This is a genomic window from Tatumella sp. UBA2305, from assembly GCF_002345795.1.
GTDB lineage: Bacteria > Pseudomonadota > Gammaproteobacteria > Enterobacterales > Enterobacteriaceae > Tatumella > Tatumella morbirosei.
Map to the genome: position 1 here is coordinate 1 of NZ_DDVT01000027.1, position 12,952 is coordinate 12,952.

Annotated in this window: 10 protein-coding genes; 3 read left to right on the plus strand and 7 right to left on the minus strand. The window is 50.0% G+C overall.

Going from position 1 to position 12,952, the window contains the following annotated elements; all coding sequences use genetic code 11:
- Positions 1-315: 315 nt before the first annotated feature.
- A complete protein-coding gene (gene mdtD, locus B3Z23_RS18425; protein ID WP_294912828.1) occupies positions 316-1,713 on the plus strand; it encodes a multidrug transporter subunit MdtD in 1,398 nt (465 codons plus the stop codon).
- On the opposite strand, the gene rbsR is transcribed toward mdtD, so the two are convergent.
- The 7 genes from rbsR to kup form a co-directional block, all read right to left on the minus strand.
- Positions 1,710-2,711, minus strand: a complete 1,002-nt coding sequence (rbsR, locus tag B3Z23_RS18430; protein WP_294912831.1) for a ribose operon transcriptional repressor RbsR — start codon at positions 2,709-2,711, stop codon at positions 1,710-1,712. The two genes, mdtD and rbsR, sit on opposite strands and share 4 nt — an antisense overlap.
- 2 nt (positions 2,712-2,713) lie before the next feature.
- Positions 2,714-3,643 (minus strand): ribokinase, encoded by a 930-nt coding sequence (rbsK, locus tag B3Z23_RS18435; RefSeq protein ID WP_294912833.1) that lies wholly within the window; start codon positions 3,641-3,643, stop codon positions 2,714-2,716.
- Between the two features lie 61 nt (positions 3,644-3,704).
- Positions 3,705-4,580, minus strand: a complete 876-nt coding sequence (rbsB, locus tag B3Z23_RS18440) for a ribose ABC transporter substrate-binding protein RbsB (protein WP_294912836.1) — start codon at positions 4,578-4,580, stop codon at positions 3,705-3,707.
- Positions 4,581-4,605: 25 nt separating this feature from the next.
- Positions 4,606-5,574, minus strand: coding sequence for a ribose ABC transporter permease (rbsC, locus tag B3Z23_RS18445; protein ID WP_294912839.1), 969 nt, complete (start codon positions 5,572-5,574; stop codon positions 4,606-4,608).
- A gap of 1 nt (position 5,575) precedes the next feature.
- Positions 5,576-7,081: a ribose ABC transporter ATP-binding protein RbsA gene (gene rbsA, locus B3Z23_RS18450; protein WP_294912841.1), complete on the minus strand. Its 1,506-nt coding sequence runs from the start codon at positions 7,079-7,081 to the stop codon at positions 5,576-5,578.
- Positions 7,082-7,088: 7 nt separating this feature from the next.
- A complete protein-coding gene (gene rbsD / locus B3Z23_RS18455) occupies positions 7,089-7,508 on the minus strand; it encodes a D-ribose pyranase (RefSeq protein WP_294912844.1) in 420 nt (139 codons plus the stop codon).
- A 323-nt stretch (positions 7,509-7,831) separates the two neighbouring features.
- Positions 7,832-9,700 carry a low affinity potassium transporter Kup gene (gene kup / locus B3Z23_RS18460; protein ID WP_294912846.1) on the minus strand — a complete coding sequence of 623 codons (1,869 nt, stop codon included), beginning with the start codon at positions 9,698-9,700 and terminating at the stop codon, positions 7,832-7,834.
- Between the two features lie 272 nt (positions 9,701-9,972).
- On the opposite strand from kup, the gene ravA reads away from it, so the two are divergent.
- Entirely contained in the window at positions 9,973-11,469 is a 1,497-nt protein-coding gene (gene ravA, locus B3Z23_RS18465) for an ATPase RavA (RefSeq protein WP_294912849.1), read from the plus strand.
- A complete protein-coding gene (gene viaA, locus B3Z23_RS18470; RefSeq protein ID WP_294912851.1) occupies positions 11,466-12,926 on the plus strand; it encodes an ATPase RavA stimulator ViaA in 1,461 nt (486 codons plus the stop codon). The genes ravA and viaA overlap by 4 nt, the downstream gene beginning before the upstream one ends.
- The last annotated feature ends 26 nt before the right edge of the window (positions 12,927-12,952 follow it).

A 12,952-nucleotide genomic window follows, 5' to 3' on the forward strand; every position in this document is an offset into this window, starting at 1 on the left:
TATTTCGTGATTTTTTCTCCGGGCCGAATCACTTCAGTCCCTGTCACACCTTGGCGCATCGCGCTTTGCCGTGTCAGTGGGAGCGCATTATAGGGAGATTAATTTTTCCCGCAAGGGTTTATTTTAAAATAATTTTCAAGTGTCGTTTTTTTACCCACAAGGAAGGGAAAATAGTCAATTTGTTCAGGAAAGACACGAATATCTGCGTTTTTTTCTGCAAACTCATTATTCTTAGTGGAAACGCATTAGAATAATGACAGAACTTTGCCTAAGGGGTCTCTCCGGAAAGAGCCCTCACAGCCAAAAGGAAATTTAATGGTTCGTTCTGCACGTAGTATGGCCGGTCTGCCCTGGATAGCCGCCATGGCGTTTTTCATGCAATCACTGGATGCGACAATTCTCAACACCGCATTACCCGCGATAGCGCGCAGCCTTGACCGTCCTCCTTTAGCTATGCAATCTGCGGTCATCAGTTACACACTGACCGTCGCTATGCTGATTCCTGTGAGCGGCTGGCTTGCCGACCGCTTCGGTACCCGAAAAGTCTTTATCGCTGCGGTTAGCCTGTTTGCACTGGGATCACTGATTTGTGCTTTATCCGGTTCACTCTCTTTACTGGTTATTTCACGGGTGATTCAGGGAATTGGTGGAGCGATGATGATGCCGGTGGCTCGTCTTGCTTTATTAAGAGCTTATCCGCGAAGCGAACTGCTGCCGATTCTCAATTTCGTCACTATGCCAGGTCTGGTCGGCCCAGTGTTAGGACCTGTACTGGGAGGTGTGCTGGTCACCTATGCAACATGGCACTGGATATTTCTGATTAACATTCCTATCGCCCTGGCCGGGATATTCTTTGCCCGTAAATATATGCCCGACTTTACCACCCCAAAACGGCGGTTTGATATCCCGGGCTTTTTACTGTTTGGGCTTGGGTTAGTGGCTATCTCTATAGGTATTGAATTATTTGGTGAACGGCTGGTCCCGGGATTACTGGCTACAGCCATATTACTGGTGGGGATTCTGTTATTACTGACTTACATCTGGCATGCCAAACGCCATCCCGCGCCGCTCATTGGCCTGCCGATGTTTAAGACCCGAACATTCTCAATTGGTATTATCGGAAATATAGCTTCACGGTTGGGTACCGGATGTATTCCATTCCTGATGCCACTAATGTTGCAGATAGGCTTTGGTTATCCGGCAATACTGGCTGGCTGTATAATGGTTCCTACCGCAATAGGTTCGATACTGGCGAAATCGCTGGTGACACGGGTACTACGTTTACTGGGATATCGTAAAACACTGGTGACCGTGACCATTATTATCGGTTTGTTCGTCGCAAGCTTTTCATTGCAGTCTCCGGCCCATCCGTTATGGATGCTGCTGATCCCACTGTTTGTCATGGGGATGTTTATGTCAACGCAGTTTACCTCCATGAACACCATAACCCTGGCAGATTTAACCGATGAGAATGCCAGTGCCGGTAATAGTGTACTGGCGGTGACACAACAGTTATCCATCAGTTTTGGGGTAGCAGTCAGTGCAGCTGTATTAAGTTTCTGGCAGAGTTTTTCCGGTACGACTCTGAATCATTTCCATTCGACCTTTATGACCATGGGGGTCATCACCCTGTTATCAGCGTTTATGTTCCTGCTGCTGAAACCGGAAGATGGAAAAAATCTGATTAACGACCGCGCTAAGAAGAAAGGCTAAGCGTCTCCCACCGAGGCACGTAGCATTAACTCTGGTGTCAGTACCAGCAATTGCTGGCTGGCATCAGGAGTCTCCATTCGGTGAAGGAGAGTATCGATGGCCAGTTCACCCAGTTCATCTTTAGGCTGACGTATCGTGCTAAGCGGAGGCGTCATATAGCGGGCCAGCTCAATATCATCATATCCCATCACCGCCATATCCTGAGGAATAGTTAATCCGGCCTGGTAGAGGGCCTGGTATCCCCCCACAGCCATCGCATCATTGCTGGTAAAAACAGCCTGAGGGCGTGGGTCAACCATCAGCAACTGCTGCATCGCGTTAAAGCCGCCCTCAAATTCAAAATCACTTTCGACGATATAACCAGGCGGCACCTCCAGCTTTGCCGTAGCCATCGCTCGTTTGTAGCCTTCAAGACGCAAACCTGCAGAAGTCTTATCCCCGGGCCCGGCGATACAGGCAATCCGAGTATAACCCCGGGAAATCAGGTGCCGGGTGGCCATTTCTCCCCCGAGCAATGAGTTATCCTGAATAATATCACTGCTGCTTTCAAATGGTGCCCAGTCCATCATGACAGAAGGTATTGATGGGTAACGCCCAAGGATCTCAGCAGATGGCCGGCGTCTTTCGGTACACATAATAAGTAATCCATCGACCCGCTTTTGCAGTAATGTTTCGAGGCTTCGGTCCATACGGTCCTTATCCCCTTCTGTATTACACAGAATCAGGCTGTATCCCCGTTCATAGCAACTCCGTTCTACTCCCCGCACCACTTCAGCGTAAAACGGGTTACTACTGGCAGTTAACAACATTCCAATCGTTCGGGTCTGATTCATTTTCAGGCTCCGCGCCAATGCTGAGGGGGCATAGTTCAGTTGGCTGACAGCGGAGGTCACTTTCTCCCGAATCGTGTCACTGACGAACCGGTTATTATTAATGACATGAGATACGGTGGATGTGGATACCCCCGCCAACCTGGCCACATCTTTCATGGTAGCCATCTTTAGCCCTGAGCCTGTAAAAAGTGGTCAATCTCATCCCGCCAGGGGACGGAAGGCTGTGCTCCATGACGGGTGACGGCGATAGCAGCCGCAGCATGCGCAAAGCGTACCGATTGTTCCAAGGTTTTATTCTCCAGCAATGCCGTAATCAGAGCGCCATTAAACGTATCTCCGGCGGCAATAGTATCTATCGCCTCCACACGGAATCCCGGAATACGCTGTCCTCTCCCCTGTTCACTCAGCCACACCCCGCGCTGGCCAAGAGTGATTAATACAGAACTGATACCTTTATCATGCAGCACCTGTGCGGCTTTCGCGGCATCATCATCGGTTTTTACGGTGACTCCGGTCAGAGTCTGAGCTTCGGTTTCATTTGGCGTAATGATATCCACCAGCGACAACAGTTCATCTGAAAGTTCTGTCGCGGGTGCCGGATTCAGTATGACCCGGGTCCGATTCTGGCGGGCAATATGTGCAGCAGCCAGCACGCTGTCTAACGGAGACTCCAGTTGCATCAGCAACGCATCCGCATCAGCAATCACCTGATGCTGCTGATCAACACGGTCAGGTGTCAACGCAGCATTCGCTCCGGAATAAATTCCAATAGAGTTTTCGCCTTCACCATTCACGAAAATCAACGCAACACCGGTGGATTCTCCTTCCACGGTGGCCAGAGGCGTCACATCAATACGATCGTCTGCAAGTTGTTGACGAATACGCTCCCCCATATCGTCCTGGCCCACACAGGCAATAAACGCAATATCTGCCCCACTGCGGCCGGCCGCTACAGCCTGATTCGCCCCTTTACCACCGAAAGCAACCTGATATTGCTTGCCAGTCACCGTCTCACCCGGACGCGGGAACTGCACCAGACTCACAATGTGATCTACATTAATACTGCCAAGAACAACGAGTTTACCGGTTTTTTTCATAAAGAAATTCGTCCAGATAAATGCGCCACCCGAAGGTGGCGCGCATCAAACTTGATCTGATTTATTTGGTGATAAGCTTCAGATCCACCGGAATCCGGGCCTCAACCTGTTGGCCTTTCAACACTTTATCCGCCGTATCTACACCAATTTCACCAATTTTCTCCGGCAACTGAGCCACTGTGGCTGCCAGTTTGCCACTTTGAACGGCTTTCACACCATCAGGTGTTCCGTCAAAGCCTACCACCAACACACCGGACTTACCGGCAGTTTGCAGCGCCCGCATTGCACCCAGTGCCATTTCATCATTCTGGGCAAATACCGCCTGAACATCCGGATGAGCAGTCAGCAGGTTTTGCATGACATTCAGACCTTTAGTTCTGTCGAAATCGGCAGGCTGACTGGCAATAATATCGAATTTATGGGCTTCAGACGCCTGTTTGAAACCTTCACCACGTTCACGGGCGACCGACGTTCCGGCAATCCCTTCCAGTTCAATCACTTTTGCACCGTCACCCAGTTGCTTAGCAATGAAGTCACCCGCCATTTTACCGCCCGCTACATTATCAGAGGCAATATGGCTGACAACCTTACCCTGACTGGCTGCACGGTCAAGCGTGATCACCGGGATATGCGCCTGATTAGCAATTTTTACCGAATTACCTACTGCATCAGAATCAGTGGGATTAATCAAAATGGCTTTGGTCCCGCGAACCATCAAATCCTGTACGTTCGCCAGTTCTTTCGCCGGGTTATTCTGCGAATCCAGCACTACCAGGTTATATCCCAGCTTGTCGGCTTCTTTCTGCGCACCGTCTTTAAGAGAGACGAAGAAAGGGTTATCCAGCGTGGAAATCACTAGTGCGATAGTCTCTTTAGCCAGCGCCTGTGTACTTAATGTTGCGCCTAACAGTAAGGCCAGTGCAGTGAGTTTTTTCATATTATTAATCCTGTAGGGTAATCAATCATTTACTGCTTTTGTTGTCTACCAGCACCGCCAGTAAAATCACTACAGCTTTGACGATCATTTGGTAGTAAGAAGAAACACCAATCAGATTCAGCCCGTTATTGAGAAAACCAAGGATTAGCGCACCAATCAGAGTACCCACAATCCTTCCTTTACCTCCGGACAGGCTGGTCCCTCCAAGCACTACAGCCGCGATAGCATCCAGCTCATAGCCGGTACCTGCCGTCGGTTGTGCCGAAGAAAGACGCGCCACTTCAATGGTTCCGGCCAGCGCAGCCAGCATGCCACACAGCGCATAAACAATGATTTTTATCCGGTTAACGCTAATCCCGGAGAGACGGGTTGCTGCTTCGTTGCCACCCAGCGCATAGATATAGCGCCCCAGCCGTGTGTGATGGAGCATGTACCATGCTGCAAGGAAGATGATAGCCATCAGCCAGACCGGGGTTGGCACGCCTAACGGACGACCAATACCGAACCAACCAAACAGATCTGAATTATCACTAAACCCCGTACTGATCGGACTGCCATTGGTGTATACCATCGTGACGCCCCGCAGCAGTAACATCATGACCAGCGTGGCAATAAAAGCCTGAACCTTGCCTTTAGCCACTATGACGCCGGTAATCCCGCCGATAAATGCCCCCAGTAACAGTGATGCGGCAATAGCCAGCAGTGCATTAACTTCCATGCCCACCAGCGATGCCGCCACCGCGCCGGTCAATGCCAGAAGAGAACCGACGGAAAGATCGATACCTGAGGTCAGAATAACCAGCGTCATCCCTACCGCCATAATGGCGTTAACCGAGGTCTGTTGCAGAATATTGAACAGGTTAGCCAGGGTGAAAAAGTTGTGGCTCATGCCGGAGACAATGGCAATCAGCACCAGCAGTGCTATCAGTGATTTTTGTTCAAGTAGCCAGGCCTTACTGAACAGGCGGCGTGAAGGGATGGTGTGCGTACTCATATTATGCCAGCTCCGCGATGTGTTGTTTACCTACTGCTGCCGCCATCAGAATTTCCTGTGAGGCTTGTTCTATCGTGAAGTCACCACTCAGTCGTCCTTCATGCATCACCAGTATCCGGTCACTCATCCCCAGGACCTCTGGCATTTCAGAAGACACCAGAATGATGCTCATCCCCTCTTCTTTAAACTGATTGATCAACTGATAAATCTCTTTCTTTGCACCGACATCCACTCCACGGGTAGGTTCGTCGAGGATTAGGACTTTCGGCCGGGTCATCAGGCCACGGGCGATCGCAATTTTCTGCTGATTTCCCCCGGAGAGCAGACCCACGGTCTGTTCCATCGAGGGGGTTTTAATGTTAAACAGCTTAATAAAGTCGCTCACCGCCAGTTGTTCCGCGGCATGTTTCAGACGCCCCCCCATGTGACTGAAATACTTAAGAGCCGTCAGCGACATGTTCTCCTTGACCGACATCCCCGGTATCAGCCCATCACGTTTGCGGTCTTCCGAGATATAGACAATACCGTTCTGTAGCCCCTTTTCCGGAGTACGGGCCATCACAGGTTTGCCCTCCAGAGTCACTGTGCCGGCAGTGCGTGGTAGCGCACCATAAAGCACTTTCATTAATTCTGTACGTCCTGCCCCCATCAGGCCGGAGACTCCCAAAATTTCGCCTTTCCGTAGGGTAAAGCTGACATTCTCTACTCCGGAACCACTGAGATTCTCCACTGCCATCAGGGTCCCCCCTGGCGATTTATCCAGTCTGGGATATTGTTCTTCCAGTTTGCGACCGACCATCATCTCAATCAGTGAATCTTCACTCAGCGTGTTGACCGGCCGCTCGGCAATAAACTGACCATCGCGAAAAATCGTCACGTCATCGCAGATTTCGAAAATTTCTTTCATTCTGTGAGAGATGTAAACAATGCCGCACCCCCGGGATTTCAGCTCATTAATGACCCGGAATAAGGACGCCGTTTCGGTATCCGTCAGCGCATCAGTGGGTTCATCCATGATTATCACTTTGGATTCAAAACTCAGCACTTTAGCAATCTCAACCATCTGCTGATCACCAATGGATAACTCCTCCACTCGCTTATGGCTGCTGAAGCGCAAATTCAGGCGTTTCATTAATTCATCTGCCTGCTGATACATCTGTTTCCACTGAATGCAGCCGAAGCGGTTCACAAACTCCCGTCCCAGGAAAATATTTTCTGCCACACTCAACTGGGGAATCAGGTTAAGTTCCTGGTGAATAATCCCAATCCCGGCCTCCTGGGAGGCTTTAGGGCTGTCGAACATCATCTCTTTGCCCAGCCACTCGAAGCTGCCGGCATCACGGGAATAAATACCCGTCAGCACTTTCATCATGGTCGATTTTCCGGCGCCATTTTCGCCCACCAGCGCCATTACCCGACCGGGATAGACAGAAATAGCAGCCCCGGACAAGGCTTTCACTCCGGGGAAGGATTTCTCAATACCTTTAAGTTGCAATAAAGGTTGCATAACACCCTCAGAAGGTCACGCCAGCATTAAGGATAATATTCGCGTAGGGTGTGCACTCTCCGCTGCGAATAACCGCCTGACTGCACCGTGTTTTTTCTTTGAACTGCTGATGACTGACATAACTGATATCGATGGTATTACCCTGCTGCTGTTGCAAAGATTCGAGCAGGTTAAGCAGGTCACTGTGCAGGCACGGGTTATGCTGCAACATCTCTTCCGCAAGAATGACACTCTCTACCTGCAATTCGTCCGTCACCGTTTTAACAACCTGTAAAAAACCGGGGATCCCGGCAGTCAGAGCGAGATCGATGCGCCGCGGGCCCTGCGGGACAGGTAATCCCGCATCACTGATGGTCAGGCTGTCGGTATGCCCTAAACGTGAAATCACAGACGAAATATCGGAGTTCAGTAAGCTGCCTTTTTTCATTTTTTACTCCCCAGCGAAACGTTTCGCTGAGTGGAGTTTAAGTAACCACTGGGGGAAAACAATCGGGATATAACGAATCTGTGATGGCTATCCAAACATTTCGCAGCGACCCCGGAGAGAGGGGTTGCCTCATCGCAGGCATCGCCAATAATGGGAATAACGGCAGGAACAGATACTGACGCGTCAGTAAAACCGAAGATAAAACAGTAAGATAAATACAACGACGCAGGCACAAAGATGAATTCTGGTCGTTGAACCACAGAGTTAAGAGTATGGTTTGCAGTCAGTCAGGGAGCGGTCTGCTTAAGACCGCTCCACAATAGCTAAAATTCTACCTGAGTCCCCAGTTCAATCACCCTGTTAGGCGGGATTTCAAACTGATCAGGAGCACGCAGGGCATTCCGTTGTAAGGCCAGGAACAACTTGCCACGCAGTTGCAGATACCAGGGCCGTTTCCCAAGAATCAGCGACTCCCTCGACATAAAGAATGAGGTATCCATCATCCGACAATTCAGGCCTTCTAACCCACAACGGTGGAAAATTTCCTCAACGTTCGGTGTTTCGCGCCAGCCATAGCTGGCGACCACCCGCCAGAAAGTCGGAGATAACTGTTCTATGGTGACACGCCGCACATTATGAACATAAGGCGCGTCTTCGGTACGCAGGGTCAGTAACACCACCCGTTCATGCAGCACTTTGTTGTGCTTCAGGTTATGCAGCATGGCAAACGGAATGACATTCAGCACTCTGGACATAAAGACTGCGGTACCGGGCACTCTGACCGGTGGATTTTTCTCCAGAGAAGCTATCATCGCCTCCAGGGAGTTACCGTGTTCATGCATCCTTCGGAGCACCCTGAATCGTTCGCTTTTCCAGGTCGTCATAATGATAAACATTACCAGCGCCAGACAAAGCGGTAACCAGCCGCCGGAGAATATCTTGATCAGGTTAGCGCTGAACAACGGTACATCAATACACATCAGGACGATAAAAATCAGCAAAACAGGAAAAATATTCCAGCGCCAGTTTTTACGCGCCACGGTACAGGAAAGTATGGTGGTCAGGATCATCGTACCGGTCACGGCAATACCATAAGCTGCCGCAAGGTTGCTTGAGTGACGGAAGCTGATGATCACCAGCAGTACTGCGATATACAGCAGCCAGTTAATGACCGGCACGTAAATCTGTCCTGATTCCATCTCCGAGGTATGGATAATACGCATTGGTGGCAGATAGCCTAAACGTACCGCCTGGCGGGTCAGCGAGAACACCCCGGAAATCACCGCCTGAGAAGCAATCACGGTGGCCAGGGTGGCCAGCAATAGCATAGGTATCAGGGCCCAGTCAGGCGCCAGCAGGAAGAACGGGTTTTTGATAGCCTCAGGATGGGCTAGCAGTAATGCCCCCTGGCCAAAATAGTTTATCACCAGTGAAGGAAGCACCGCTCCGAACCAGGCAATCCGGATCGGGAGTTTACCGAAATGTCCCATGTCTGCGTAGAGTGCCTCGACTCCGGTGATAGATAGCACCACCGCGCCCAAAGCAAAGAACGAAACACTTTTATAATGGAGGAAAAACTCGACGGCATACCAGGGGTTAAGCGCCCGCAGTACGACAGGGTTGTGGAAAATACTGTTCGCTCCAAGAACCGCCAGCACGATAAACCACAACAACATGACCGGAGCAAACATCTTGCCCACCAGCCCGGTGCCATGTTTCTGGATAAGAAATAGTAGGGTTAATACCGCAATTGACAACGGAACAATGTAACTGTCGAGCGACGGAGCCGCAATTTCCAGCCCTTCAATTGCTGACATCACCGAGATTGCCGGGGTAATGACCACTTCACCGTAGAAGAAACTCCCTCCGACCAACCCCATAATCAGCAGAATCGCTGTTACTCTGGCCCCGGTATTTCTGCCCGCCAAAGACATCAGGGTCAGAATCCCCCCTTCTCCGGCGTTATCAGCGCGCATCACGTAGCAAATATATTTTAACGATACGACAAGAATCAATAACCAAAAAATTAATGACAGAAAGCCAAATACTGACTGCTGCTCAATGCCAAATCCAAATTGTCCTGAAAGGCACTCACGCAATGTATACAGTGGGCTGGTACCAATATCACCATACACCACCCCGATAGCTGCTAGCGTCAGTGCGCCGGTCGATTGTTTGTTATTTGAGCTCATATCATTTTATCTTGTTTTTAACCTATCCCGTAAACAGGTGCTTAACTGCTTGCCAAAGTGGCACAGTATGCACTTATTCATCTGAAAACCCACCCGGTTATTATAAAATGGCACCGAAAATCCATACTGCGCAGGCCGGTGAACCATACTCAGTTTAAGAAATCTTACTATGAACGTTTACCCTAACCCCTTACGACTGGCATTGTACTGATTCAGGAAAATCTCTGCCGGAATGCAGACCCGGCGACTCTTACAAGGACTTCATAACTATTATGGCACTGACTCATCTTTTAGCTGACAGAATTACACGCCTCAGCAATATGCTGGAAAAAGGTCTGTATGAAAGACACCATACTATCCGGTTGTGTCTGCTGGCAGCATTAGCCGGTGAAAGTGTATTTCTGATGGGTCCTCCGGGGATTGCAAAGAGCCTGATTGCCCGCCGGTTAAAATACGCTTTCCTGGATGCCAGTGCGTTTGAATACCTGATGACCCGATTTTCTACCCCCGAAGAGGTGTTTGGTCCGTTATCCATTCAGGCTTTGAAAGATGAAGGTCGCTATCAGCGACTGACCCACGGCTATCTGCCTGAAGCTGAAATAGTGTTTCTGGATGAGATCTGGAAAGCAGGCCCGGCAATCCTCAACACCTTACTCACCGCGATAAATGAACGGCGCTTCCGTAACGGTGATCATGAAACTACCATCCCGATGCGGCTACTGATTGCCGCTTCTAATGAATTACCGGACGCAGACAGTGGTCTGGCGGCCTTGTATGACCGGATGCTGATTCGTTTGAGGCTGGATAACGTTAGCAGTAAAAATAATTTCCGTAGCATGCTGGTACAGTCCGGGGAAGAATCCTTTTCTTCCGCAGAAGAAACCCTGCGGATTACCAAAGAGGAATATCATCAGTGGCAGAAGGAGATAGTAAAGGTGAATTTACCTGATAATGTCTTTGACCTTATCTTTCAGCTGCGGCGTCAGTTGGAAAACCTTGCCGATGCTCCTTATGTTTCCGATCGCCGATGGAAAAAAGCGACCCATTTATTGCAGGCCAGTGCTTATTTTAGCGGTCGCCAGTCGATAGCGCCGATCGATCTTATTTTACTAAAAGACTGTCTGTGGCACGACAATGCCACCATGCTGCTGGTGGAACGTGAAATAACAGAGCTTGTCACCGGACATGGCTGGCGACAACAAGCTATGCTGGTCAGACTCCACCAGCTTCAGGCCCGAAAACTGGCTCTTCAGCAACAAATGAGCCTTGAGAGAGCCGTGAAGCTGGAAAAACAGAACACACTCTTCAGCCGTAAACCTCACCATATTCTGCCTGATTTGCCCGGAGGAGATAAGCTAACGCTGATACTGCAAAAAACACTGATCCTGCATGATCAGAAAATCAACCACCTGGTGATCGTCAGAGAGGACCTGAACCAGTGGTTAGTCAGGGGAGGAGAAATAAAAGGGCAACTTAATGGAATGGGGTTTTCTCAGCCGCTGGATTTATATATTGATGACCGGGACTGTCTGAATATCAGAGATATCAGCCTGCAGTCGTCGTTACTCAGTACCGTCCCCCACGAGACCGGCCAGGAAATTCCGGAGGAAATTACGCACGGACTGAACGAACTGAAAGAGCAGTTGCAAGCTCAGCGTCTGCAATTTCGCCAGCAACAACATTGTTTATTTATTGATGACGAGTGGCTGGCAGTGATTGAACGCAGCCTGCAGGATGTTGCTGAACAGATTGAGCAGGCTACCCAATGATCTCCATCGATACCCTGTTAAACCTGTTAACTTTTAACAACTACGATTCAATTAATGATTTTCTGTCGGCACTGCTGGCAGCCCCGCAATTAGTGGTCTTCCTTGAAAAAAGTCCGGCATTAAAAAAGGCCCTGCTGCGCGATCTGCCCGGTATCCGGGCCGCTATCAGTGAAGAGCAAAAAAACACCCCGGTCCCCGCCAGCCTGGCACAGGAATTCCGTTTATTTACTCAGCAAAAGTCTCTGAGTTTATATGCATTTAGCCAGAATTTATCCGCGACTCTGACGCAACTGGAACAGCTGAATTCCCCCTTTACCGAAGAAGCAGAAAAACTGGCTGAACAGGCGGATAAAGATGTACTGACCGTCGCCCAGCACACCCTGTTCTTCCAGCGTTGGCGACTGAATCTTACGCTGCAAACCGTGACATTAAATGAAGGTCTGCTGGAAGCTCAGCGGGATAAGCTTATCGCCGAATTACAGCAACGCATGGCTCTCTCCGGCCAGCTCACCCCTCTGCTGGCCGAAGATGAAGAAGCCGCCGCCGGACATTTGTGGGACATGAGTAAGGCACCGCTGCAAAAAGGCGATACGGACTTAATTATTCAATACAGCGAATTCCTGAGCACTCACCATGAATTACAGACACTCGCTGAACGGTTAGGTCGCAGCAGAGAAGCACAGGCCATTCCTACGGAGAAAGCCCCACCTGGTCAGCAGACCGTTGAGATCAGGGAAACCGAAGCCGTGCCGGAAGAAGTGAGTGGTATTCACCAGAGCGATGATGTTTTGCGCTTATTGCCGCCTGAACTGGCGGCGCTGAGTATGACGGAACTGGAACTGGAATTTTACCGTCGGCTGGTGGAAAAGCGTCTGTTAACCTATCAGTTACAGGGGGAATCAGTCCGTCAGGATATCCGGCAACGACCGGTCACTTACCGGCACAAAGAGCAACACCCTAAAGGCCCGTTTATTGTCTGCGTCGATACCTCCGGCTCGATGGGAGGGTTTAATGAACGCTGTGCCAAGGCTTTTTGCCTCGCACTGCTAAAAATCGCCCTGGCAGAAAAACGCGGCTGTTTTATTATGCTGTTCGCCCATGAAGTGATCAGTTATGAACTGACCGCCGACAACGGACTTGAACAGGCTATGCGTTTTCTCAGCCAGCGTTTTCGCGGTGGAACTGATCTGGCGCTGTGTCTGAGTACCGTACTGGATAAGATGGAACTTCCGGCCTGGCTGGAGGCTGATGCCGTCATCATTTCTGACTTTATTGCTCAGCGTCTGCCTGAGAAGCTGATACAGCGGGTCTCACACCACCAGCAGCAGAGTAAACAACGATTCCATGCGGTATCAATGTCAGTGCACGGCAAACCCGGAATACTGCAAATATTTGACCATATCTGGAAGTTCGATACCCGCCTCAGAACACGCCTGCTACGACGTATAAAACGCTGATCCGCTTTACGTCACTTGCCAGCACT